Raw genomic sequence first — 24956 nt, 5'->3', positions numbered from 1 at the left:
TGATCATGCGTATTAGCCTGTAAACAATGTCCCCGGTTTGAAATGTAAACGATGTCTTCGGTTTGTACCCGGGGCAAGCCCGCTCCCACAGGTACCCCACATTACTTGAGATCTGTGCAGTCTCTGTGGGAGCGGGCTTGCCCCGCGAAGAGGCCGGCCCTGACACACCTCAAACCGCCCGAGCCAGCCGATCCTCCCGGGGGCAGCGCCCATACCGAACCCGATAGCAACGGGTAAAGTACGAAGCCGACTCAAACCCACACGCCACCGCCACCTCCAGCACACTCATATCAGTCTGGCGCAACAACAGCCGCGCCTTGTCCAGCCGCAAGCGCAGGTAAAACCCGCTGGGCGTGTCATCCAGGTGCAAGCGGAACAACCGCTCCAACTGCCGCCGCGTCACCTGTACCGCCTCTGCCAGCACCTGGGTATTGAGCGGCTGCTCGGTATTGCGCTCCATTTCGCCGATCACCTTCACCAGCTTCTTGTTGCTGATGCCATAGCGACTGGCGATCTGCATGCGCTGGTGGTCCTGTCGCGGGCGGATACGCCCGAGCACGAACTGCTCGGATACCTGCACCGCCAGCTCACTGCCATGCGCCTGGCCGATCAGGTCGAGCATAAGGTCGATGGATGCCGTGCCGCCTGCACAGGTGATGCGCCGGCGGTCGATCTCGAACAGCTCCTGGGTCACATGCAAGCGCGGATAGCGCTCTTTGAAGGCATCCAGCGCTTCCCAATGCAAGGTGGCGCGATGGCCATCGAGCAGGCCCGCCTGGGCCAACACCACGGGGCCGGTGTCGATGCCGCCTAGGATCACGCCTTCGTGATCGAGGCGGCGCAACGCTTGCTGCAGCGCCGGGCCGTAGCAGGCCAGCGGCTCGAAGCCGGCGACGATCAACAGTATCCCACCCGGCTCACCCTCCCCCAGCGCACCGTCGGCGTTCACCGACATGCAATTACTAGCTTCGACCGCGCCGCCATCCAGGCTCAGCACCCGCCAGCGGTATGAAGGCCCCTTGAAGCGGTTGGCCACCCGCAGCGGTTCCAGGGCGCTGATGAAGCCCATGGCCGAGAAACCCGGCAGCAGCAGGAAATGAATCAGTTGCGGCATTGCATGCTCCACGTTGCAGGTGGTCGCTTCCGTACTAGTGTTGGTCGCCAGGGTGCGATTTTCCACCCTGGCGCCAGCGTAGCGTATTACCACGGCCCGCAGAGGCCGCCCTCAATAACAATATGCACTGCCGATGGAGAGCCACCATGCACAGCTTGATCCGCCGCAGCCTGTTGTCCCTTGCCGTGAGCTGCATCGTTGCCACCCCGCTTTTCGCCGCCGAGCCCGCGGCCTGCAAGAACGTGCGCCTGGGCGTGGTCAACTGGACCGACGTCATCGCCACCAGCGCCATGGCCCAGGTACTGCTCGACGGCCTGGGTTACCAGACCAAGCAGACCAGCGCCTCGCAGCAGATCATCTTCGCCGGCATCCGCGACCAGCGCCTGGACATGTTCCTGGGTTACTGGAACCCGATCATGACCCAGACCATCACCCCGTTCGTCGACGCCAAGCAGGTCAAGGTGCTCGACAAGCCGAGCCTGGAAGACGCCCGCGCCACGTTGGCCGTGCCCAAATACCTGGCCGACAAGGGCCTGAAAAGCTTCGCCGACATCGCCAAGTTCGAGAAGGAACTGGGCGGCAAGATCTACGGCATCGAGCCGGGGTCCGGCGCCAACACGCAGATCAAGGCGATGATCGCCAAGAACCAGTTCGGCCTGGGCAAGTTCCAGCTGGTCGAGTCCAGCGAAGCCGGCATGCTCGCCGCCGTCGACCGTGCCGTGCGGCGCAAGCAGGCCGTGGTGTTCTTCGGATGGGCGCCGCACCCGATGAACGTGAACATCGACATGGCCTATCTGAGCGACAGCCAGGACGCCCTGGGCCCGGATGAAGGTCGTGCCACGGTGTGGACGGTCACCGCACCGGACTACGCCGAGCGCTGCCCCAACGCCAACCGCCTGCTGGCCAACCTGAACTTCAGCGCCGAAGACGAGAGCCGGATGATGCAGCCGCTGCTCGACCACAAGGATGCGCTGGAGTCGGCCCGCCAGTGGCTGAAGGACCACCCCGAGGACAAGGCGCGCTGGCTTGAGGGGGTGACCACCTTCGATGGCAAGCCCGCGGCTGAGAACCTCAAGCTTACCGCCAACTGATTCGGCCTCTTCGCGGGGCAAGCCCGCTCCCACAGGTACAGCGTAAAACTCAGGATCTCGCTGATCCTGTGGGAGCGGGCTTGCCCCGCGAAAGGGCCAGCACAGACACCACAAGGAACCGATCCATGAACCACGACGTCATCATCACCTGCGCCCTCACCGGCGCCGGCGACACGGTCGCCAAGAGCCACCTGGTCCCAGTCACTCCCAAGCAGATCGCCGAATCCGCCGTCGAAGCCGCCAAAGCCGGCGCCACCGTGGTCCACTGCCACGTCCGCGACCCGCAAACCGGCCGTTTCAGCCGTGACGTGAACCTCTACCGCGAAGTCATGGAACGCATTCGCGAAGCCGACGTGGACATCATCGTCAACCTCACCGCCGGCATGGGCGGTGACCTGGAGATCGGCCCGGGCGAATCGCCCATGGAGTTCGGCCCCGGCACCGACCTGATCGGCCCGCTGGAGCGCCTGGCCCACATCGAAGCGCTGCTGCCGGAAATCTGCACCCTTGACTGCGGCACCCTCAACTTCGGAGATGGCAACGCGATCTACGTTTCCACCCCCGCGCAGCTGCGCGCCGGGGCCAAGCGCATCACCGAGCTGGGCGTGAAGGCGGAGCTCGAAATCTTCGACACCGGCCACCTGTGGTTCGCCAAGCAAATGATCAAAGAGGGCCTGCTCGAAAGCCCACTGTTCCAGCTCTGCCTGGGCATCCCGTGGGGCGCGCCGGCTGACACCACCACCATGAAAGCCATGGTCGACAACCTGCCCGCCAACGTCACCTGGGCCGGCTTCGGCATCGGCCGCATGCAGATGCCCATGGCCGCGCAAGCCATGCTGCTCGGCGGCAACGTGCGGGTTGGCCTTGAAGACAACCTGTACCTGGACCGTGGGGTGCTGGCCAGCAACGGCCAACTGGTAGAGCGTGCAGCGGAGATCATTACCCGCTTGGGTGGCCGCGTACTTACCCCGGCAGAGGGCCGGGAAAAAATGAACCTCAAGCGCCGCTGATCCCTATCACCGATTGCAGCAGCGCCACAAACCCTGTGGGAGCGGGCTTGCCCCGCGAACACCGGCGCAGCCGGTGCCATGCAACACCGCGTCGCTTGCTTCGCGGGGCAAGCCCGCTCCCACAAAGGTCGGCGCAAACCCATTGACTCTGTTTCGCCCTGAGGACTCGATATGCCCTTCATCACCGAGATCAAGACCTTCGCCGCCCTGGGTAGCGGCGTGATTGGCAGCGGCTGGGTCGCCCGCGCCCTGGCCCACGGCCTGGACGTAGTCGCCTGGGACCCGGCGCCAGGCGCCGAACAGGCCCTGCGCAAGCGCATCGCCAACGCCTGGCCTGCACTTGAGAAGCAAGGCCTGGCGCCAGATGCCGCACAAGACCGTCTGAAGTTCGTCGCGACCATCGAGGAGTGCGTTCGCGACGCCGATTTCATCCAGGAAAGCGCACCGGAGCGTCTGGACCTCAAGCTCGACCTGCATGCGAAAATCAGCGCTGCTGCCAAGCCTGATGCGATCATCGGTTCGAGCACCTCGGGCCTGCTGCCCAGCGAGTTCTACGAGTCGTCCACCCACCCGGAACGCTGCGTGGTCGGCCACCCGTTCAACCCGGTGTACCTGCTGCCACTGGTCGAGATCGTCGGCGGCAGCCGCACTTCGCCAGAAGCCATTGAAGCTGCGAAAACCATCTACACCGCACTCGGCATGCGCCCGCTGCACGTGCGCAAAGAGGTCCCCGGCTTCATCGCCGACCGCCTGCTCGAAGCGCTCTGGCGCGAAGCCCTGCACCTGGTCAACGACGGTGTGGCGACCACCGGCGAAATCGACGACGCCATCCGCTTCGGCGCTGGCCTGCGCTGGTCGTTCATGGGTACCTTCCTCACCTACACCCTGGCCGGTGGCGATGCCGGCATGCGCCATTTCATGTCGCAGTTCGGCCCGGCGCTGAAACTGCCCTGGACCTACCTGCCGGCACCGGAGCTGACCGACAAGCTGATCGACGATGTAGTGGACGGCACCTCCGAGCAACTGGGTGAACGCAGCATCGCCGCGCTGGAGCGCTATCGTGATGACACGCTTCTGGCGGTTCTGGAGGCGGTGAAGACCAGCAAGGCCAACCACGGCATGTCGTTCAGCGATTGAGGAAGCCACGATGCCCGCACTGATTACCTACCGCACCCCGATCCAGGAGGACTGGGTCGATTACAACGGGCATCTGCGCGATGCCTTCTACCTGCTGATCTTCAGCTACGCCACCGATGCGCTGATGGAGCGCATCGGCCTGGATGCCGACAGCCGGGGGCAAAGCGGAAATTCCCTGTTCACCCTTGAGGCACACATCAACTACCTGCACGAGGTGAAGCTGGGCACCGAGGTACGGGTGCAGACGCAGATCATAGGTTTCGACAGCAAGCGGCTGCAGGTCTATCACAGCCTGCACCGGGCAGGTTTCGACGAGGCGCTGGCGGCCAGCGAGCAGATGCTCCTGCATGTGGACCTGGCAGGGCCGAAAGCGACGCCATTTAGCGAGCGCAGCGTGGGGTTGCTGCAGGGGCTGGTGGCAGAACAGCAAGATCTTCAAGCGCCCGCCTTCGTGGGCCGTGTGATTGGCTTGCCGCAAAAAAATAACCCCGCAAAGCCGTGAGCCAGCGGGGCCAAGAGCGAGCAACATCCACTGTGCGTGAGTGAGGGTGACCAAACCCTCGGGTACCGTGAATGAAGCCAGTGTGCTGACTTCCCGGCTCAAGCAATTAGCCGGGAGCGACCTGTTCTTAGCCAAAGCAGCCATGCCGACATTCTGTTGTTGCGGGCATGTCGCCATGGACACAGAATCGGTCGTAAATCACAGCAGCACTCTCTTAGCGATAAAAGGGAAAACAGCCATGATGCATGCGGATTTGATTGACCAGGACGACCTCGCCGGCCACCTGCGCGCGCGCGGTTTCGATATCCCTGCCGGGGCCAGTGCCGAGCAGGCGTGCGAGGCGGTGGTGCGCGGGCTGACCGAGCCCAATGCGCGGGCGCTGAAGGGCATGGTCGAGCAGATGTATACCGGTAGTGCGACGATTTTGCCGGCGGTGCGTCAGGCGATCGACAAGCAATTGCTGCCGGCGCTGGCGAGTTTCAGCAAGCGGGCTTGAAACCGGGCCTTGTGCAATCTGAACCGGCCTCTTCGCGGGCAAGCCCGCTCCCACAGGAACCCTGCAGTTCTGAAGTGCAGTGAACTACCTGTGGGAGCGGGCTTGCCCGCGAAGAGGCCGGTACTGTTTCACACGGTTTCCAGCTCCACTGTATTCGCAAATACCGAAGCCAACCCTTCCTGGTGCGTGACCGCCACCACTGTACACCCCGGCAACTCCCGCTTGAGCATCTCCAGCAACCCCCGCGCACTCCCGGTATCCAGCTGACTGGTCGCCTCATCCAGATACAGCGTATCCGGCCGATACAACAACGCCCGCGCCAGGCTGACGCGCTGCTGCTCACCACCGGAAAGCACGCGATCCCACTCCGCCTGCTTGTCCAGCTGCCCAATCAACCCGCCCAACCCCACCTTGCCCAGCACATCGACCAACACCACATCGTCGATCGACTGCACCTGTGGATAAGCCAGCAACCCGCGCAAGCTCATGTGCGGCATGTAGGGTTTCTGCGGCAGCAACAGGCTGCGCCCCGGCGGCAGCTGCCAGTCGCCCAGGCTGTAGGGCCACAGCCCCTGCAGGGTCCTCAGCAACGTCGACTTACCCAGCCCGCTGCGCCCGCCCAGGCGCAGCCACTGGCCCTGCCCCACGCGCAGGTCAAGGTCACGCAGCATCGCGCTGCCATCCGGCCGACACAGCGTCAGCCCTCGCGTGCACAGGCAGTCGCCGCGCGCAGCAGCAACGGCCTGTTCGCGGCTGGCGGCAATCGCCTGTTCGAACTGCTCCAATCGCTGCAGTGCGGCGCTCCAGCGCACCAACCGGGTGTACAGCTTGATGAACCAGCTGAGCGAGCCGTGCACGGCGCTGAACGCGCTGCGGATCTGCATCAGCCCACCCAGGGTGATGGTCTTGGCCATGAACGCCGGCAATGCCGCGAACACCGGGATGATCAGGCTCAGGCGTTCGTAGGAGACGGTGAACAGGCTGAGATTGCGCTCACGCCCCATCAGCTGCCGCCAGTTGTCGGCGATGGCGCGAAAGCGCTCGGCCAGGTGCGCGCGCTCCACGGCCTCGCCACGGTACAGGGCGATCTGCTCGGCATGGTCGCGCTTGCGCAGAAGGCTTGCGCGAAAGTCCGCTTCGCGGTGCTCGCGCTCGTAGTTGAGCGCATGCAGCGGCTTGCCGATCAGGTGGGTGAACAGGCTGCCGAGCAGGGTGTAGGCCAGTACGATCCACACCAGATAGCCATGCACCGTGAAGCTTTCGCCGAACAGGCTGAAGGTTTGCACCCCCGACAGATTCCACAGGATCACCACGAACGCACCGACCTGCGCCAGGTTGATCACCAGCGAGGCCACCAGCTCGATGCTCAGGCCGACCATCAGGTCGACGTCCTGGGCAATGCGCTGGTCGGGGTTGTCCGGCTCGCCGGTCAGCCCCAGGCGGTAGAACGCCTGGTCGGCCAGCCAGGCATCGGTCAGGCGCCCGGTCATCGCCTGGCGCCAGCGCAGTTCCAGGCCTTTGCGGATGTAGTCCATGGCCACGACGATCAGTACATAGCTGCCCAGGTACAGCGCGTACTCGCCGACCAGGCCGTACAGCCCGGTCGTGTCGAACGCGGCCAGGGTGTCGTAGAACGTCTTGCTCCAGCTGTTGATCAGCACATTGATCTGCACCACCAGCAATCCCAGGCCGATGACCGCTGCCAGCATCAGCCAGGCGGGCCACTGGCGGCGGTCGTGCCAGAACGGGCGGCTCAGGCGGTAGAACCTGCGCAGGGTCTTCACAGGGCCTGCTCCAGCGCGGCGGGCGATGGCAGCAGGCGCAGTTGCACCTGGTTGGCGGCGGGGAACAGTTGCCGGGCCAGTTGCTGCATGGCTGGGAGGGTCAGCGCCTCGGGCATCTTGACCTGCTCGCTGAGGTAGCGTGGGTCCTGATAGTGGCGCTCGCTGAGGATCAGGCGCTTGAACTGGGTTTGCGGATCATCGCGGCGCTTGGCTTCCTGGCGCACCAGTTCGCGGCGTGTGGTTTGCAGCCACTGCTCATCCACGGTCAAACCGGCCAGGGTCTTTTGCGCCATTGCCCACAACTCATCCACGCGTGCTGGGTCGCAGGTGAAGTTCAAGGAGCTTTCGATACGCTGCGAATCGGGGTCGAGCTGTGCATCGAAGCTCAGGCGATAGACCCCCGACGCCTCACCGCGCAGTTGCTGCTTGAGCCGCTGGTTGGCCAGCTCGCGCAGCAGTGCGACGCGCATGGCGGCCTGCGGTTGCCAGGCTTGGCGCTGGAAACTGCTAGCCTGCAGCACAGCACGTGGCTCCAGCGCGATGGCCAGGTCACTGCGGCGCTGGCCGGGTTGCTGCGCAGTCACTTGGGGGACGAGCGAGGCGCCGCGCGGCAGATTGGCCAGATAGTCGCGCACCAATGGTTCGAGCTGCTCTGCAGGCACATCGGCCATCAGGTAATAGGTCACCGGTGCCTTGGCAAGGCGCTGCCAGTCATCCTGCAGCTGCTTGCGATCCAGTTTTTGCAGCGCCGCCGGGTCCGGCGATTGCCAGTGATCGGCACCGTACTTCAACTCACGCTGCGCGCTTTCCTGGCGCGAACGTACATCTTCAGGACGGCTGCGCAGGCGCTGCAGCAGGTCGCTGCGAGCCTCGTCGAACACGGCCGGATCGATGCCTGCCTGCTGGCTCTGGCGATAGCTCTGCAGCATGGCCCGCAGTTGCTCGGGAGCACCGCTGAGGTTCAGCTGAAGACGCTGCGGCTGATGCTCAAGGCTGAGGGTGGCCCGTTTTTTCTCCCGCCACGCCTGGGCGCCTGGCGGCCCGCTGCGCACGGCCAGTTGCGCAGCCATCTGCAAGCGCCACGCTGGCGCGTCGGCAAGCCGGTAACCGGCAGACGAGTCGGCCTGCAGCAACCACTTGCCGTCCGGGCCGTTTCGGCGCAACCACACCAGGCGGTCGCCATTGCTCAGGGTCCAATGTTCGACCTGCTCGGCGGGGAATGCCTTGCGGCCGACGATTTTGCCAGCGGGGGCCGGGGCATCGGGCTGGTATTCAGCAACAGCCGGCGCTTCGGCTTGCTGCTGCACAGGGGCTCCCAGCACCTGCTTGGCGACGTCTGCCTGCAATGCCTTGACCGCCGCAACTCTCGGCAACGCGACTTGCGACTGCCCAGGCACACTGAACTGCAGCACGCGGTCGGCACTGCCCAGCCACAACCGCAGCCGCTCGTTCAGGTCTTCGCGGTCGACGTCTGGCAATACGTCCAGATAGCGCTGGGCAGCCGCATGCCGCTCGACCACGCGGCCTTCTGGCGCGGTGGCGTTGTTGAGCTGCTCGACCCATTGCTCGAAGGTGCGTGACGCCTGGTTGCCCAACGTCTTGTCGGCCAAGGCGCGGATATGAGTGCGTTCGCTTTCGAAGTCTTGTTCGCTAAAGCCGTGCTGACGCAGGCGCTCGATCTCAGTCAGCAACTGGCGCAGCGCAGGTTCCTGCTGCTCGCCTTCGACGCCGGCCGCAATCCCCAGCACGGTCGACTCGCTGCCGATCAGGGTTTTCTGTGCGGTCAGGCTGCGCACACCGGGCTGCAGGGGCTGGCGACGCAGGTTGTCGAGCAGCGCTGCCAGGGCCATGCGGTCGATCAAGCGCTCACGCAGGGCGGACCGGGAGGTGCCGCGGCTGTCCGGTTCGTGCAGGCGCAGCAGCAGCGACACTTGGTTGCTACCGGACTGCGGATCCTGCAGGCGGAAGATTTTCAGCTGGGCATCCAACGGCAGGTCGCGATGCTCGCGCGGCGGTGTTTCGCTGCCCTGAGCCTTACCGAACACCTGTTCGATCTGCGCCAGCATGGCCTTGGGCTCGAAGTCGCCAACGGCGGAAATGACCAGGTTCGAAGGCTGGTACCAAGTGGCTTGGTACGCTTGCAGGCTGGCCAGGCTGGCACTGCGGATGGCCGCTTCGTTACCGATGGTGCGGTGCGCTGGGTAGCGCGAGCCAACCCGCTGCGAAGCCGTGCGCTGCTGGTTCATGCGCTGCGCCACGCCCAGCCCGCCGCGCCATTCTTCGATGACGATCGGCCGCTCACGCTCCAGATCCGCCGCGCTGTAGTCGCGGGCGAAGGCCATGTCGGCGAGCACCTGCAAGGCCTGCGGCGCCTGGCGCATGCCCGCTGGCGGGCTGAGCATGTACTGGGTGCGCTCGTAGTTGGTCACGGCATTGAAGTGCCGGCCTTGCACCCAGCCCAGCCCGACCATCCGCGCGCGCAGGTTTTGCGCCTGCCCGGCACGGCTGTGGAACACCAGGTGCTCGACCAGGTGGGCGACGCCGACCTGGTCGTCGGCCTCGTCTACGGAGCCGGCGTTGACGGTCATGCGCAGGTCGAGCCGGCCGGGTTGCGCGGCTTCGCGCACCAGGCGGTATTGCACACCGTTGGCCAGGGTGCCTTGAGTGACCTGGGCATCCCAGGGCAACGGCGCGTCAGGTTCGGGCAGCGACGCGCAGGCGCCGAGCAGCAGCGGGCCGAGCAGGCCCGCAATGAGCTTTTTCATCAGGGTGTCCACGGTTTTTTAAGGGAGGGGTCAGAAGCGGTAGCCGACTTCCAGCCAGTACTGGCGGCCGACTTCGTAGCTCACCAGGCTCACCGACTCGCGGCTGGATATCTTGTTGACCTTGTCGGTGACGTTGGTGATATCGACGTTGACGAAGAACGCCTGGTCCTTGCCGGTAGGGATGTCCCAGGCCAGCTTCATGTCCCAGGTCGGTGCCGCTGGCGTGGCCACGGTCTCGTAGCCGCTGAGTATCTCGCCGTCGACCTCGATGTCTTCGTCCAGGTTGACGACTTGGTCGTACGCCCCGCGATAGCGCAGGAAGTTGCTGATCGACAGGTTCCACTGGGGGATATCGGTGATGGTGGTCAGCCGCGCGGTCCAGGGCCGGTTGAAGTCGCTGCCCGGCAGTTCGTGGTACGGAATGCGCTTGCCGTCGAGCACCACATCGTTGCCCGCCAGCTCGTCACCGTCCAGGCCGGCCTCGTAGGTCTGGCCATAACCGCTCTTGGTCCGCGACCAGTCCAGGGCCAGCTGCACGCTGGTGCTGGTGCCCTTGAAGCGCAGTGGCTGCATCGGCGTGACGGTCAGGCTGACGTTCTCTGTCTCGCTGGTCCCGGCGTTGAGGTAGGCGTAGTAATCCTTGCTGTAGCCGTCGGGAATATCCTTGGCATCCAGGTTGTAATAGGGCCGGGTACGGTAGATCTGGTCGTGGCCCTTGCGGTTGACGTACTTGAGCTGGAATTCGGTGTCGAACCAGCGTTGGTTGAGCCCCAGCATCAACTCGTCGTCGTAGGGGATGTCCATGCTGGAGAACTTGCTCATGTTCTTGTTGGTGCTCGACAGCGCCCATTCGGCGGCCTGGGTGGCACGGGTGTAGCGCGAAGTGAACTGCTGGCGGCCATCGGCTAGACGATACTTGAACAGGTTGCGGCCGTAATAGCGGTTGGCGCCGAACACCAGCACCGTGCTGCGGTCGCCGAAGAAGTCGTAGTCGCCGGCAAAGCGCGGCGCCAGGCTTTTCTGTTCCATGTAGTCGTCGCCCTCGAAGCGCAGGCCGGGGCGCAGGGTGAGCTTGCCGTAGCCGATCTCGTCCTGGACGAACAGCGCATACTTCTTCTGCTCCATTTCGATCTTGCCGGCGCCGTAGACCATCATCGCCGAGCCGTACTGGCGGTTGTTGCCGTTGAGCAACCGGCCGTTCGAGCACCAGATATCGCCGCCGCTGCACACGCCGTTGTCGCGTTTCAAGGTGGTGATCGACAGGGCTTCGTCCTCACGTTCCCAGCTCGCTCGCTGATAGCCCAGTTCCAGGCCAGTGGTCAGGCTGTGCGCGGCAGAGCCAATGCTGAAAGTCTGCCAGTCGGCCTTGAGCTTGTAGTCGATGCTGCGCTGGGTCTGGTACAGGCTGCCGAAACCGCCCTCGGCACTGCGCGCGTTGCTGTCGTCCGGGTTGCCCCAGTCCTTGGTGTCGGACCAGTACCACTTGATCTCCTGGTTACGGTCGGAGTCGCGCGAGGCGTACAGGTTGCTCACCGCCAGTTGCTGCGTCCAGCGGGCGGTGTCGCCTTCGTAGATGGCCTTGAACGAGCCCTGCCAGCCACCGTTGATGTTGGTGTAGCCCGAGTCGCGGTAGTCCTCGCGGTAGTAGGTGTTTTCCTGAGGGGCGTAGACGATCGAGGTGTCCAGGGTCAGGCGGTCGTTGACGTTCCAGTAGGTCTTGAGCAGGAAGTTGTCCAGCGCGCGGGTCTGCTCCTGTTCGTTGTCGTTGTTCGGGCTGTTGTAGCCGTTGGCATAGGTTCGCAGCGGCAGGTACGAACGCTTCTGCGAGAAGTTGAACAGGACGCCGAAGTCGTCGGTGAGGTGCCCTTCGAGCGTGCCGCGCAGGGTGGTCTTGGTGAACTCGGGCTGGTTTTTCTCGTTCGACGAGGTGTCGAAGGTTTCTTTGTTCTCACGGGTGATGTGGTAGCTGGTCCACTCCGAACGGGTCATGGCATAGGACAGCTTGCCGTGCAGGTCGTAGCTGGGGCGACGGGTGATGGCATCGACCACGCCGCCATTGAAGCCACCGTACTCGACCGGGACGTTGCTGTCGTAGACCTTGATCTCTTCGAGCAGGTCAGCGTCCAGGGCGATGCCGTGCGAGCGGCTGGGCGCCGAATCGAACTGGCGGGTTTCGTTGTAGCCGTGGGCGCCGGGGTCGAGGTCGTTGTTGATCGAGATGCCGTCGATCATGAAGTTGTTCTGGTAGAACTTGGCGCCGTTGATGCTGATATCGGCCGGGTCGATCTCGCCCGGCGTATTGGAACTCTTCTGCTCGGTGCTGAACTGCACGTTGGGGTGCATCTGCAACAGCGTGGTGATATCGCCGTTGGCACCGGGGAAGGCCTGGATCGCCTTGCGGTCGATGACCTTGGCGCCCATGTAGCTGTTCTCTTCGGTGTCACCGAGGATCACCGTGTTGTGCAGCTCCAGCGAACCGTTGCCGGCCTGCAACAGGCGAAACACCAACGCGCCGTCCTGGTAATCCCAGGTGATGCCGGTGCCGATCAGCAATTGCGCCAGCGCCGACTCGCTGCTGAGCTGGCCGCTGATGGCGGTGGACTGCAGGCCATCGAGCAGGTCGGGGTCTACCGTGACCTGCATGCCGCTCTGCTGGCCGAAATTGATCAGGGCGATGGCGAGCTTCTGCGCGGGGATATCGAAGCTGTGCACCTGGGTGAGCTCGGTTTTTTCCATGGGCACTTCAGCAGCGGCCGGAATGACCATCAGCGTGCTGCACAACCCCAGTACTCCGGCACCTGCCGCTTGTTTAAGGCGCAACGACCAACCCCGCGCTGGGCGCGGCCTACGGCTTGTTGTTTCAGTCATCCCACGTCCCCGCCCCGGGCAGTCGCCGGGCAGTAAATTGAATACGAATCGCTATCAGTTATTGCGCGCGGGGGAGAAGACGGGGGAGGTCAGGGGATTTTCAGAAGATTTTTGAAATTTTTTTATGGGGGTGCTTTGGTGGTGACAAGGGATTCGGCTTGGGAGCTTGGCAAGCTTTGAGAGATGGCAGCCATGAGCTTTTTGGCGCCTATGAGATCGAGCGCCGCCCGCGCGGCGCTTCGCGGGGCAAGCCCGCTCCCACTGTCTACCTCCGGCCAGTTATGCCTCTGGTACTGTCCCCCTTGTTTGCCCGCCTCGATTGAGGTGGGCACTATTTCAGGCCATGCTCAATCGCTGGCAGCGAAGATGTCATTACTATAAATGGCCTTCTAGCGGTGGAGATTTTCTAAAAAAATGAACAACCTCAACCTGGAAGCGTTGGGCATAGACATGCTCCACTCGGGAAGAACCTGCCTAAATTTGACCTCAAGCATAAATTGGGAAGACTTCCCAAGCTACGCAAAATCATTGCTTGATCTGTTCGATGGCAACGTTGAAAAGATGTCGGATTCTTTCGATATAAGGATCTGGCAGGTCATGATTCAAGGGGAAACGTTCTGCCTTACCTTCGATGACTTTCCTGTGATGGTCTCGCTAGAGTCATTAACACCTAAGGGTGATTTATTGATCGCAGAATTTAAAAACAAGCTGACCCGATAGAACCTTTTTATCGAGCCCCTTAGCAACGTTGGATACAAGAGGCCCCGAGTTATCAGGGTTTATCCAGCACCACCAGCCAAGGACCATAACTCACGACTTGGCCTCCATGCGGCCTAACGACGGCACCAAGCGCGGTCAAGGGTTTACGCAAGTCATAAACACCCGTCACCCGCTTCTGACCGAGCGCCTCATCACGCAACACCACCTTCCCAGGCAGATACCGCGCCAACTCCGCCACCAGTTCGGCGACCGGCGTCTCGTCGGCAATCAGCTGCCCCTGGCGCCACGCCGCTGCCTGGGACGGTTGGAATGCCCGTACCTGTGCCTGCCCTTCGACATAGCGCAGTTTCTGCCCAGCCGTCAGCGCGGCCGCCAGCACCTGAGCCTTCACGGCATCTTCGACCCGCACCGAGCCATGCTGCACATCCACACCCACCCTGCCCGGTCGCAGCTCGACGTTGAACGCGGTGCCGGTGACCGTCACCCGCACGTCGTCGACACGGACATGAAACGGTTTGGCCTTGTTGGGCGTGACTTCGAAGAACGCCTGCCCCGCCAGTAGCGTCACGTTGCGGTGATTACCGGAATAATCGACGGCGATGGCCGTGTCGCTGTCCATCTGCACCACGCTGCCATCGGCCAGCGTGACATCGCGGGTCTCGCCCTGGGCGGTGTGGTAATCGGCTTGCAGGCGCAGGCTCAGCGATGGCGCCACGGCCACCAGCAAACAGGCGGCTACCGCTGCGCCGAGCCACCAGCGGCGGGTCGGTTTTCTTTTCGGCAGCGGTACGACCGTGGCCGTTGCAGGTTGCTCAGGCCACTGATCGACGGTGGCGGGCGCCAGCTGGCCGGTGAGGCGCCAGACCCGCTCGGCCTTGCCATAGGCCTGGGCGTTGGCCACATCGCTGGCGCACCACTGCGCAAGCTCCGCACGCAGCTGCGCATCGTGCGGGGCCTGCTGGATGCGCAGGAGCCAGTCCAGGGCCTGGTCGCGGCGGCTGGAAACGCGATCTGCTGACGTCATGTCCGGCAAGTCTCCTGGGGGCTCGGGGGCGCGAAGGGTCGCACAGAGTCGGCCCGTTGAGCAAAGGACGCACCAGCAGCCGAATTTTTCACAGGTCGTCCTCCAGGTGTTCCATGCAGTGACGCAAGGCGTCGTGGACCAACTGGTGCACCAGGCTCACCGAGACGTTCAGGTGGGCGGCCACCTGCTGCAGGGTGAAGCCACCGAGGCGGTGCATTTCGAAGGCCAGGCGGGTGCGCTCGGGCAGCGATTCCAGGGCACGGCTGATGGCGGCGAGCTCGTCCTGTTGGGTGACGGTCTGTTCGGGCGAGGCGCTGCTGGAGGGCAGTTCGGCAAGTATCTCGTCGCCGCCGGGCTGGGCCTTTTCGGTGGCGGTGCGGCGGGTCTGGTCGAGCGCCAGGTTGCGCACGATACGGTAGAGGTAACTGGCCGGGTGGCGGATCTCGGCGTCGCTGTCCTGGCGACTGAAACGCAGCCAGGCTTCCTGCACCACGTCTTCGGCACGGGCACGGCAACCCACGATTGGCGCGGCATAGTCGACCAATGCTGCCCGGTGGGCGAGGTAGAGCTGCAGTTTGTCGTCCGCCACGGGGTGGTATGCCAAGCGATTTCGGGGCGGGGATGTTACCTGTAGTCGAGAATCATTATCAACAGAAGTTATTGGGTGTCTGGGCTGGCCTCTTCGCGGGACAAGCCCGCTCCCACAGGCACTGCACAGTATTCAGGAACTGCGGCAATCCTGTGGGAGCGGGCTTGCCCCGCGAAGGGGGCGACACGGTATCAGAGCCTTACACTGGCAAAGGTCGACTCATTGCGCGCCTGGCTCAACGCCGCCATCGGCCCGCTGTGCGGCGACAAGGCCATGGCCTGCGGAATCGGCATCATCGCCACCTGCTGCGCAGTATTCGACCCTACCCGCTCATCCCGTGGCGGAATGCCGAAGTACTCGCGGTAGCACTTGGAGAAATGCGGCGTGGAAACAAAGCCGCACACCGACGCCACTTCGATGATCGACATCGGCGTCTGCTTGAGCAGCTGCCGCGCGCGGATCAAGCGCAGCTTCAGGTAGTAGCGCGACGGCGAGCAGTGCAGATATTTCTGGAATAGCCGCTCCAACTGACGCCGAGACACCGCCACATAGACCGCCAGTTCGTCGAGGTCGATCGGCTCTTCGAGGTTGGCCTCCATCAGCGCGACGATTTCCTGCAGCTTCGGCTGGTTGGTGCCGAGCATGTGCTTGAGCGGCACGCGCTGGTGATCCTGCTCATTGCGAATACGCTCGTAGACGAACATCTCGGAGATCGCCGCCGACAGTTCGCGGCCATGATCGCGGCTGATCAGGTGCAGCATCATGTCCAGCGGCGCGGTGCCGCCGGAGCTGGTGAAGCGGTTGCGGTCGAGGGTGAACAGGCGTGTGCTCATGTTGGCCCGTGGGAAGGCCTCCTGCATGGCCGCCAGACATTCCCAGTGCACGCTGCAATCGAAGCCGTCGAGCAGGCCGGCGCAGGCCAGCGCCCAGCTGCCGGTGCATACTGCGCCAAGCCTGCGCGACTGGCGCGCCTGGGCCTGCAGCCAGGTGACGTGTTCACGGGTGACGCTGCGCTGGATACCGACGCCGCCGCAGACGATCACGGTGTCGATCGGTGGCGCGCTGTGCATGGCCGCGTCCGGGGTGATCTGCAAGCCATCGCTGGCCCACACCTGGCCGCCATCGGCCGTCAGCGTGTGCCAGCGGTATAGCTCGCGGCCGGACAGCTGGTTGGCCATGCGCAGCGGCTCGACGGCTGATGCCAGGGAAATCAGGGTGAAATTGTCCAATAGAAGAAACCCGATGGACTGGGGTGCTGTGCGGTTCTGGGTTGGGTTCCCGGAGGTGTACGACGTCATCGCGGTTTCTCCTCACACAATGCAGGGTGTGCCTCAGGCGGGCACTGATTTCTTGTTATGACCCCCCGGTCATGTTTCCGGGGGTAGGTTGCCAATCTCAACGCAATCGCCGTGCCGTAAATTGAACGGCTATCCTAAAACTCCTGAAAACGACGCCTTTGCTGGGGCTTTCAGGAGCTTGCGTGTTGCTGGTCAGTCGTCGCAAACCGGCGAGCTAGCGCATTGCGTGTAACCGGTGAGCACTTTGGTGACACGCGCAGTGTAGGTTTCCCAGAAACGACACTCATGAGTGTCACCGACAATGCCCACACTGATCACGACATCCGACAATCGGTAGATGCACAAACGCCCCATAACGGGGCGTCGTGACCAGCATAGCGCGCATTCAGCGCATCAACATTCGATGACGCTGACCGCCAGGCCACCGCGCGAAGTCTCTTTGTACTTGTCGTGCATGTCGGCACCGGTGTCGCGCATGGTGCGGATCACCTGGTCGAGGGAGATGAAGTGTTCGCCGTCGCCGCGCAGGGCCATCTGCACGGCGTTGATGGCTTTGACCGCGGCGATCGCGTTGCGCTCGATGCAGGGCACCTGCACCAGGCCACCGACCGGGTCGCAGGTGAGGCCGAGGTTGTGTTCGAGGGCAATCTCGGCGGCGTTTTCCACTTGCGGTGGAGTCGCCCCCAGCACTTCGGCAAGGCCCGCCGCCGCCATGGCGCAGGCCGAACCGACTTCACCCTGGCAGCCGACTTCGGCACCGGAGATCGAGGCGTTCTTCTTGCACAGGATGCCCACGGCAGCAGCCGCGAGGAAGTAATCGACCACGTTGGATTCATTCACCTCATCGCTGAAACGCATGTAGTAGTGCAACACCGCTGGAATGATGCCGGCCGCGCCGTTGGTGGGCGCCGTCACCATGCGCCCGCCAGCGGCGTTCTCTTCGTTGACTGCCAGGGCGAACAGGTTGACCCACTCCATGGCGCTCATGGTCGAGCCGATCACGTTGGGCTTGCCCATCTCCTGCAGGCTGCGGTGCAGCTTGGCGGCGCGGCGGCGCACGTTCAGCCCGCCGGGCAGGATGCCTTCATACTTGAGGCCGTTGTTGACGCATTCCTGCATGGCTTCCCAGAGTTTGTACAAGCCCGCGCGGATCTCTTCCTCGCTGCGCCAGACCTTCTCGTTGGCCATCATCAATTGCGACACGCTGAGGTCGTTTTGCTTGCACAGGCGCAGCAGCTCGGCGGCGCTGTTGAAATCGTACGGCAACACCGTCTGGTCGGCGTCCAGCACGCCACTGGCGGCCTGGGCCTCATCGACCACGAAGCCCCCGCCCACCGAGTAATAGGTGTCGCGGTGCAGCTCGCCGTGCTCGCCTTCGGCGATCAGGGTCATGGCGTTGGGGTGGTAGGGCAAATTCTCGTCTAGCAAAAGCATGTCGCGGGCCCAGACAAATTCGATGGGCAGGCGGTTGTCGAGCTTCAGGGTGTCGGTTTCGCGCAGGTCGGCGATACGCGGGACGATCTGGGTCGGGTCGATGGCGTCCGGCCATTCGCCCATCAGGCCCATGATGGTGGCGTTGTCGGTGCCGTGGCCGATGCCGGTGGCCGACAGCGAACCGTAAAGCCGTACCTCGATGCGTTTCACCTGCTCCAGTTCGCCGCGCTCACGCAGGCCCTGGACGAACAACGCACCCGCTCGCATGGGGCCGACGGTATGCGAGCTGGAGGGGCCGACACCGATCTTGAACAGGTCGAACACGCTGATGGCCATTGTCGCTTCACCTCTTGCTGGGCTTGTCTCTGCGCGCCATGCGCAGGGCGGGGCAACTGCTAGGCTGAAGCTGCGAGCCGCCACGAATGCACGCATCATCGGGCTTTTACGCACCCCCTCGCCGTCTGCAACCGACGTAATTTTGCTCAGCAGCGCCGTGCTGTTTTGGCCATTTGTGCGCCGTTTTCCGGCGCATGGATGACGGAAAAATGCGCAAGCGAGGGTGGATAAATCCATAAGCGACGTCGCCCGTACTGGATACGACCCGTTGCGTACTGGTTACGACCCCACCAGTAGGCGATTGCCCGGCGCTGGAGGATTATCGAAAGCGACTCGTATTGCACGGCCTCGCATCCTGCCCTCTGCAGGCCTGGTCGACCGGACCCTGAGAACGCCCGGCGGCCCTCGCGAACCCGAAGATAAAATCACAGGAGTCCATCCATGAAAGGTTCACCCTCGCTGTTGCTGGTCGCGTTGCTGTCCGCACCGTTACTGGCCCAGGCTGCAGAACCCGAGCAGTGCCAGACGGTGCGTTTCTCCGATGTCGGCTGGACCGACATCACCGTGACCACAGCGACCACCAGCGTCGTGCTCGAAGCCTTGGGTTACAAGACCCACACCACCATGATCTCGGTGCCGGTGACCTACAAGTCGCTGGCCGCCGGCAAGGACCTGGACGTGTTTCTCGGCAACTGGATGCCGACCATGGAGAACGACATCAAGCAGTACCGCGACGCAGGCACGGTGGAGACCGTGCGCGCCAACCTGGAAAACGCCAAGTACACCCTGGCCGTGCCCCAGGCGCTGTACGACAAAGGCCTCAAGGATTTCGCCGACATTGCCAAGTTCAAGAAGGAACTGGACGGCAAGATCTACGGCATCGAGGCCGGCAACGACGGCAACCGCACCATCCAGAGCATGATCGACAAAAACGCCTTCGGCTTGAAGGACGCCGGCTTCAAGATCATGCAGTCCAGCGAAGCCGGCATGCTGTCGCAGGTCGACCGTGCGCAGAAGCGCGGTGACGCGGTGGTGTTCCTGGGCTGGGAACCACACCCGATGAATACCCGTTTCAAGATGCAGTACCTGACTGGCGGGGATGAGTTCTTCGGCCCCGACTTCGGCAAGGCGACGGTGCTGACCAACACCCGCAAGGGCTATGCGCAGGAGTGCAGCAACGTAGGGCAGCTATTGAAGAACCTGTCGTTCGAGCTCAAGGATGAAAGCACCATGATGGGCTATGTCCTGGACGACAAGATGAAGCCCGAGGCTGCCGCGCAGAAGTGGCTCAAGGACAACCCAGGCAAGCTGGACGCCTGGCTGGCCGGGGTAACCACCGTGGATGGCAAACCCGGCCTTGAGGCGGCCAAAGCCAAACTGACGCAATAACGCAAGACGCTCAAGCAACACCGCGGGGTGAGACCGTGCTCGCCCCGGACTGATTTCAATCATTGCAGGTGGAAGCTCGCTATCATGCTTATCGATCAGAAAATACCCCTGGGGCAGTACATCGCGTCGTTCGTCGAATGGCTGACCCAGAACGGCGCGAACTACTTCGACGCCATCGCGCAAGGCCTGGAGTTCATGATCCATGGCGTCACCAGCGCCCTGACCTGGTTTAACCCGTTCGTTCTCATCGCCCTGTTCGCCGCCCTCGCGCACCTGATTCAGCGCAAATGGGCACTCACCGTGTTCGTCGCCCTTTCCTTCCTGCTGATCCTCAACCTGGGGTACTGGCAGGAAACCATGGAGACCCTGGCGCAGGTCACCTTCGCCACCGTGGTGTGCGTGGCCATCGGCGTGCCGCTGGGCATCGTCGCCGCACACAAGCCGATGTTCTATACCGCCATGCGGCCAATCCTCGACCTGATGCAGACAGTACCGACCTTCGTCTACCTGATCCCTACCCTGACCCTGTTCGGCCTGGGCGTGGTACCGGGGTTGATCTCGACAGTCGTATTTGCCATTGCCGCGCCGATTCGCCTGACCTACCTGGGCATCTGCGACGTACCCCAAGAACTGCTCGACGCCGGCAAGGCCTTTGGCTGCTCACGCCGCCAGCTGCTGACCCGCATCGAACTGCCCCACGCGATGCCGAGCATCGCTGCCGGTGTCACCCAATGCATCATGCTGTCGCTGTCGATGGTGGTGATCGCCGCCCTGGTGGGCGCCGACGGCCTGGGCAAACCTGTGGTCAACGCACTCAACACCGCCGACATTTCCCTGGGCTTCGAAGCGGGCCTGGCGATCGTGCTGCTGGCGATCATGCTCGACCGTATCTGCAAGCAACCGGAAGTCACGGTAAGGGGTGAAGCATGAGCATCATTCGATTCGAAGACGTCGACGTCATCTTCTCCAACAAACCGCGCGAAGCCCTGACGCTGCTCGACGAGGGCAAGACCCGCGAGCAGATTCTCAAGCAGACGGGCCTGGTGGTCGGCGTCGAAAAAGCCAACCTGGACATCAACAAGGGCGAGATCTGCGTGCTGATGGGCCTGTCCGGATCAGGCAAGTCGAGCCTGCTGCGCTGCATCAACGGCCTCAACACTGTCAGCCGCGGCAAGCTGTTCGTCGAGCACGAAGGCAAGCACATCGACATCGCCCACTGCACCCCGGCGGAGCTGAAGATGATGCGCACCAAGCGCATCGCCATGGTGTTTCAGAAGTTCGCCCTGATGCCCTGGCTGACGGTGCGCGAGAACATCAGCTTTGGCCTGGAAATGCAGGGCCGCCCGGAGAAAGAGCGGCGCAAACTGGTCGACGAGAAACTTGAGCTGGTGGGCCTGACCCAGTGGCGCAACAAAAAGCCGGATGAGCTTTCCGGCGGCATGCAGCAGCGCGTCGGCCTGGCCCGGGCGTTGGCGATGGATGCCGACATCCTGCTGATGGACGAACCGTTCTCCGCCCTCGACCCGCTGATCCGCCAGGGCTTGCAGGACGAGCTGCTGGAGTTGCAGCGCAAGCTGAGCAAGACCATCGTGTTCGTCAGCCACGACCTGGATGAAGCGCTGAAGCTGGGTTCGCGTATCGCGATCATGAAGGACGGGCGGATCATCCAGTACAGCAAGCCCGAGGAGATCGTGCTCAACCCGGCGGATGAATACGTGCGTACCTTCGTCGCCCACACCAACCCGTTGAACGTGCTGTGCGGGCGCAGCCTGATGCGCAGCCTGGACAACTGCAAGCGGGTCAATGGTTCCGTGTGCCTGGACCCAGGCGGTGATTCCTGGCTGGACCTGGGTGAAGGGAATTCGATCAAGCGCGCACGCCAGGGGCAGAACGGGCTGGAGATGCAAAACTGGGCGCCTGGGCAATCTGTCGAGGGGCTGGGGCGTAGGCCAACGCTGGTGCATGCGGATATCGGCATGCGCGAGGCGCTGCAGATTCGCTACCAGACCGGGAACAAGCTGGTGCTGCAGGAGAATGACAAGATGGTGGGGATTCTTGGGGATACCGAGTTGTATCACGCCTTGCTCGGCAAGAATCACGGTTGAAGCCATTGGGGCCGCTTTGCGGCCCTTCGCGGGCAAGCCCGCTCCCACAGGTACAACACAAACCGATCCCTGTGGGAGCGGGCTTGCCCCGCGATGGGCTGCAAAGCAGCCCCAATCAATCGATCAGCGAACCACGATCCCGCGCGCAGCCATATAAGCCTTGGCTTCCGGAACAGTGTACTCACCAAAGTGGAAGATACTGGCCGCCAGCACCGCGCTGGCATGCCCTTCCACAATCCCGTCGGCCAAGTGCTGCAGGTTACCCACACCACCGGACGCGATCACCGGAATCCCCAGCGCATCACTGATCGCCCGGGTCACACCCAGGTCAAAGCCGTTCTTCATGCCGTCCTGGTCCATGCTGGTCAGCAGGATCTCACCGGCACCCAGGCCTTCCATCTTCTTCGCCCACTCGACCGCATCCAGGCCGGTCGGCTTGCGTCCGCCGTGGGTGAAGATCTCCCAGCGCGGCGCTTCGCCCGGCCCGGACACTTTCTTGGCGTCGATCGCCACCACGATGCACTGCGAACCGAAACGGTCGGCGGCTTCACCGACGAACTCCGGGTTGAACACTGCGGCGGTGTTGATCGAAACCTTGTCGGCACCAGCGTTGAGCAGGTTGCGGATGTCCTGCACGGTGCGCACGCCACCGCCCACGGTCAGCGGGATGAACACCTGGCTGGCCATGCGCTCGACGGTATGCAACGTAGTGTCGCGGCCATCGACGCTGGCAGTGATGTCGAGGAAGGTGATTTCGTCGGCACCCTGCTCGTTGTAGCGACGGGCAATCTCCACCGGGTCGCCGGCGTCACGGATGTTCTCGAACTTGACGCCCTTGACCACCCGGCCGTTGTCCACGTCCAGGCAAGGGATGATGCGCTTGGCCAGTGCCATGGTTCAGTCCTCAGCCTTGGTAGTTGTCGCAGAAGGCCTGGGCCTCGGCGACATCGAGGGTGCCTTCGTAGATGGCACGGCCGGTGATGGCGCCGACAATGCCTGGCGCCTTGGCGTCGAGCAGGGCCTTGATGTCACCCAGGTTGTGGATGCCGCCCGAGGCGATCACCGGAATGCGCGTGGCTTCGGCCAGGGCCTTGGTGAAAGGCACGTTGCAGCCTTGCATCATGCCGTCCTTGGCGATGTCGGTGTAGACGATCGCCGAGACGCCATCGGCCTCGAAACGCTTGGCCAGGTCGATGACCTGCACCGAGCTCACTTCAGCCCAGCCGTCGGTGGCGACGAAACCGTCCTTGGCGTCCAGGCCAACGATGACCTTGCCCGGGAAGGCCTTGCACGCTTCGGCGACGAACTCAGGCTGCTTGACTGCCTTGGTGCCGATGATCACGTAGCTGACGCCAGCCTTGACGTAGTGCTCGATGGTTTCCAGCGAGCGGATGCCGCCGCCGATCTGGATCGGCAGGGTCGGGTAACGCTTGGCAATGGCGGTGACCACTTCACCGTTGACCGGCTGGCCTTCGAAGGCGCCGTTGAGGTCGACCAGGTGCAGGCGGCGGCAGCCACCCTCGACCCACTTGGCGGCCATGCTCACCGGGTCGTCGGAGAACACCGTGGAGTCTTCCATGCGGCCCTGGCGCAGGCGCACGCAAGCACCATCCTTCAGATCGATAGCGGGGATAATCAGCATCTTGGGAACCTGTCTATTTGTTGGGTTTCAGGGCTTCTCGAGTGCCCACAGGTCGCTTTCGATGCTCTCGAACCGCTCCTTGAGGTGCAGCTGAACATCGGCAATCGCCCTGTTGTAGTAATGGGGTGCAATCTCTTTGCTGAACAGATCGAGGACCTCGGCCACTTCGAACGAACCCAGCTGCAACTCGAAACGGTCTTCGAGGAAACGCTTGAGCGTGTCCAGCGCCTCGCGCTCCTGCTCGGCGGCCAGGGTGATGATCGGGGCCTTGGTCTTCGAACGGCTCATTTACCAGCGCCCGTCCCAGGCAACGAAGTTCTGCAGCAGCTGCAGGCCATGGGTATGGCTCTTCTCCGGGTGGAACTGCACGGCAAAGCGCGAACCGTCGGCCAGCGCTGCGGCGAAGTCGACGCCATAGTGGCCGCGACCGACCACCTGGCCAGGCTTGCCGGCATTGATGTAGTAGCTATGTACGAAATAGAAGCGCGCACGGTCAGGGATGTCGTGCCACAGCGGGTGGTCGATGCTCTGGCTGACTTCGTTCCAGCCCATGTGCGGCACCTTCAGGTGCTCGCCGTCTTCCTGCAGGCCTTTGCCGAAGAAGCGTACCTGGCCAGGGAACAGGCCGATGCAATCGACCCCGTCGTTCTCTTCGCTATGCTCCAGCAGCGCCTGCATGCCGACGCAGATGCCGAGGAACGGGCGGTCCTGGCTGACTTCGCGCACCAGGCTGTCGAAGCCCAGGCGGCGGATCTCGGCCATGCAATCGCGGATCGCGCCCACGCCCGGGAACACCACGCGGTCAGCCTCACGGATTACCGCGGCATCGCTGGTGACCAGCACCTTGCCGGCGCCGACGTGCTCGAGCGCCTTGGCCACCGAGTGCAGGTTGCCCATGCCATAGTCGATTACGGCTACCGTCTGCATTTACAGGCATCCCTTGGTGGATGGCATCTGCCCGGCCATGCGCTCGTCAAGGGTCACGGCCATGCGCAGCGCGCGGCCGAAGGCCTTGAACACGGTTTCGATCTGGTGGTGGGTGTTGTGGCCACGCAGGTTGTCGATGTGCAGGCTCACCAGGGCGTGGTTGACGAAGCCCTGGAAGAACTCCTGGAACAGGTCGACATCGAAGCCACCGACCGTGGCCCGGGTGTACGGCACGTGCATCTGCAGGCCTGGGCGGCCGGAGAAGTCGATGACCACGCGCGACAGCGCTTCGTCCAGCGGCACATAGGCATGGCCGTAGCGGAAGATGCCTTTCTTGTCGCCGATGGCCTGGGCGAATGCCTGGCCCAGGGTAATACCGACGTCTTCGACGGTATGGTGATCGTCGATATGCAGGTCACCCTTGCACTCGATATCCAGATCGATCAGCCCGTGTCGGGCGATCTGGTCGAGCATGTGTTCAAGGAAAGGCACGCCGATATCGAATCGGGACTTGCCACTGCCATCGAGGTTGATCGAGCACTTGACCTGGGTTTCCAGGGTATTGCGCTCGACGGAAGCCTTACGTTCGACCATCACCAGCTCCGCAAAATCATTGGGCGAAAAGGGCTCCATTATAGGCCCAGAACGCGCAAGCTTGAAACGCGGATGACATATGGCATAAAGCATTCGCGGGACAAGCCCGCTCCCACAGAGGTCGGTGTAGT

Annotated in this window: 22 protein-coding genes; 9 read left to right on the top strand and 13 right to left on the bottom strand. The window is 63.1% G+C overall.

Features of this window, described 5'->3' with window-relative positions:
* Positions 1-169 precede the first annotated feature (169 nt).
* A complete protein-coding gene (locus ACZ6YA_RS25060; RefSeq protein WP_465900318.1) occupies positions 170-1114 on the bottom strand; it encodes a GlxA family transcriptional regulator in 945 nt (314 codons plus the stop codon).
* A gap of 146 nt (positions 1115-1260) precedes the next feature.
* On the opposite strand from ACZ6YA_RS25060, the gene choX (ACZ6YA_RS25055) reads away from it, so the two are divergent.
* The 5 genes from choX (ACZ6YA_RS25055) (at position 1261) to ACZ6YA_RS25035 (ending at position 5350) form a co-directional block, all read left to right on the top strand.
* Positions 1261-2205 carry a choline ABC transporter substrate-binding protein gene (gene choX, locus ACZ6YA_RS25055; RefSeq protein ID WP_465900316.1) on the top strand — a complete coding sequence of 315 codons (945 nt, stop codon included), beginning with the start codon at positions 1261-1263 and terminating at the stop codon, positions 2203-2205.
* Positions 2206-2330: 125 nt separating this feature from the next.
* A complete protein-coding gene (gene cdhC / locus ACZ6YA_RS25050; protein WP_465900314.1) occupies positions 2331-3215 on the top strand; it encodes a 3-dehydrocarnitine:acetyl-CoA trimethylamine transferase CdhC in 885 nt (294 codons plus the stop codon).
* A 171-nt stretch (positions 3216-3386) separates the two neighbouring features.
* Positions 3387-4352 carry an L-carnitine dehydrogenase gene (locus ACZ6YA_RS25045; RefSeq protein WP_465900312.1) on the top strand — a complete coding sequence of 322 codons (966 nt, stop codon included), beginning with the start codon at positions 3387-3389 and terminating at the stop codon, positions 4350-4352.
* 10 nt (positions 4353-4362) lie between these two features.
* Positions 4363-4854 carry a thioesterase family protein gene (locus ACZ6YA_RS25040; RefSeq protein ID WP_465900311.1) on the top strand — a complete coding sequence of 164 codons (492 nt, stop codon included), beginning with the start codon at positions 4363-4365 and terminating at the stop codon, positions 4852-4854.
* Positions 4855-5092: 238 nt separating this feature from the next.
* The gene (locus ACZ6YA_RS25035; RefSeq protein ID WP_401078610.1) at positions 5093-5350 is read left to right on the top strand and encodes a hypothetical protein; all 258 of its coding nucleotides are present in this window, start codon (positions 5093-5095) and stop codon (positions 5348-5350) included.
* 128 nt (positions 5351-5478) lie between these two features.
* On the opposite strand, the gene ACZ6YA_RS25030 is transcribed toward ACZ6YA_RS25035, so the two are convergent.
* From ACZ6YA_RS25030 to ACZ6YA_RS25020, 3 genes are read right to left on the bottom strand one after another with little or no spacing between them, the layout of a single operon-like run.
* On the bottom strand, positions 5479-7134 hold the full coding sequence (locus ACZ6YA_RS25030) for an ABC transporter ATP-binding protein/permease (protein ID WP_465900308.1): 1656 nt from the start codon (positions 7132-7134) through the stop codon (positions 5479-5481).
* Entirely contained in the window at positions 7131-9899 is a 2769-nt protein-coding gene (locus ACZ6YA_RS25025; RefSeq protein ID WP_465900307.1) for a M16 family metallopeptidase, read from the bottom strand. The genes ACZ6YA_RS25030 and ACZ6YA_RS25025 overlap by 4 nt, the downstream gene beginning before the upstream one ends.
* A 30-nt stretch (positions 9900-9929) precedes the next feature.
* Positions 9930-12767 (bottom strand): TonB-dependent receptor plug domain-containing protein, encoded by a 2838-nt coding sequence (locus ACZ6YA_RS25020; RefSeq protein WP_465900305.1) that lies wholly within the window; start codon positions 12765-12767, stop codon positions 9930-9932.
* A gap of 414 nt (positions 12768-13181) precedes the next feature.
* On the opposite strand from ACZ6YA_RS25020, the gene ACZ6YA_RS25015 reads away from it, so the two are divergent.
* Entirely contained in the window at positions 13182-13487 is a 306-nt protein-coding gene (locus tag ACZ6YA_RS25015) for a DUF3630 family protein (protein WP_465900303.1), read from the top strand.
* 52 nt (positions 13488-13539) lie between these two features.
* On the opposite strand, the gene ACZ6YA_RS25010 is transcribed toward ACZ6YA_RS25015, so the two are convergent.
* The 4 genes from ACZ6YA_RS25010 to ACZ6YA_RS24995 all read right to left on the bottom strand — a co-directional run bounded on the left by ACZ6YA_RS25010 (position 13540) and on the right by ACZ6YA_RS24995 (position 18168).
* The gene (locus tag ACZ6YA_RS25010) at positions 13540-14511 is read right to left on the bottom strand and encodes a FecR family protein (RefSeq protein ID WP_465900301.1); all 972 of its coding nucleotides are present in this window, start codon (positions 14509-14511) and stop codon (positions 13540-13542) included.
* 88 nt (positions 14512-14599) lie between these two features.
* Positions 14600-15100: a sigma-70 family RNA polymerase sigma factor gene (locus ACZ6YA_RS25005; RefSeq protein ID WP_465900322.1), complete on the bottom strand. Its 501-nt coding sequence runs from the start codon at positions 15098-15100 to the stop codon at positions 14600-14602.
* A gap of 191 nt (positions 15101-15291) precedes the next feature.
* Complete coding sequence (gbdR, locus tag ACZ6YA_RS25000; RefSeq protein ID WP_465900299.1) at positions 15292-16398, bottom strand: choline metabolism transcriptional regulator GbdR; 1107 nt, start codon at positions 16396-16398, stop codon at positions 15292-15294.
* A 393-nt stretch (positions 16399-16791) separates the two neighbouring features.
* Positions 16792-18168: an L-serine ammonia-lyase gene (locus ACZ6YA_RS24995; RefSeq protein ID WP_465900297.1), complete on the bottom strand. Its 1377-nt coding sequence runs from the start codon at positions 18166-18168 to the stop codon at positions 16792-16794.
* A 441-nt stretch (positions 18169-18609) separates the two neighbouring features.
* Between ACZ6YA_RS24995 and choX (ACZ6YA_RS24990) the strand changes: the two genes are divergently transcribed.
* The 3 genes from choX (ACZ6YA_RS24990) (at position 18610) to choV (ending at position 21662) form a co-directional block, all read left to right on the top strand.
* A complete protein-coding gene (gene choX / locus ACZ6YA_RS24990) occupies positions 18610-19557 on the top strand; it encodes a choline ABC transporter substrate-binding protein (protein WP_465900295.1) in 948 nt (315 codons plus the stop codon).
* Between the two features lie 81 nt (positions 19558-19638).
* Positions 19639-20487, top strand: a complete 849-nt coding sequence (choW, locus tag ACZ6YA_RS24985; protein ID WP_465900320.1) for a choline ABC transporter permease subunit — start codon at positions 19639-19641, stop codon at positions 20485-20487.
* Complete coding sequence (gene choV / locus ACZ6YA_RS24980) at positions 20484-21662, top strand: choline ABC transporter ATP-binding protein (RefSeq protein ID WP_465900293.1); 1179 nt, start codon at positions 20484-20486, stop codon at positions 21660-21662. Before choW ends, choV begins: the two co-directional genes overlap by 4 nt.
* Before the next feature lie 123 nt (positions 21663-21785).
* Here choV and hisF read toward each other — a convergent pair whose 3' ends face one another.
* The 5 genes from hisF to hisB are packed head-to-tail and all read right to left on the bottom strand — an operon-like array spanning position 21786 to position 24825.
* Positions 21786-22556, bottom strand: a complete 771-nt coding sequence (gene hisF / locus ACZ6YA_RS24975; protein WP_172227698.1) for an imidazole glycerol phosphate synthase subunit HisF — start codon at positions 22554-22556, stop codon at positions 21786-21788.
* A 10-nt stretch (positions 22557-22566) separates the two neighbouring features.
* Complete coding sequence (gene hisA, locus ACZ6YA_RS24970) at positions 22567-23304, bottom strand: 1-(5-phosphoribosyl)-5-[(5-phosphoribosylamino)methylideneamino]imidazole-4-carboxamide isomerase (RefSeq protein WP_060494680.1); 738 nt, start codon at positions 23302-23304, stop codon at positions 22567-22569.
* Positions 23305-23331: 27 nt separating this feature from the next.
* The gene (locus ACZ6YA_RS24965; RefSeq protein ID WP_401078588.1) at positions 23332-23592 is read right to left on the bottom strand and encodes a DUF2164 domain-containing protein; all 261 of its coding nucleotides are present in this window, start codon (positions 23590-23592) and stop codon (positions 23332-23334) included.
* On the bottom strand, positions 23593-24231 hold the full coding sequence (gene hisH / locus ACZ6YA_RS24960) for an imidazole glycerol phosphate synthase subunit HisH (RefSeq protein WP_465900290.1): 639 nt from the start codon (positions 24229-24231) through the stop codon (positions 23593-23595).
* Positions 24232-24825: an imidazoleglycerol-phosphate dehydratase HisB gene (gene hisB, locus ACZ6YA_RS24955; protein ID WP_465900288.1), complete on the bottom strand. Its 594-nt coding sequence runs from the start codon at positions 24823-24825 to the stop codon at positions 24232-24234.
* Positions 24826-24956 lie beyond the last annotated feature (131 nt).

The sequence above is a fragment of the Pseudomonas sp. NPDC090752 genome (genome assembly GCF_055584805.1).
This window is presented reverse-complemented; position numbering and strand designations above follow the sequence as displayed.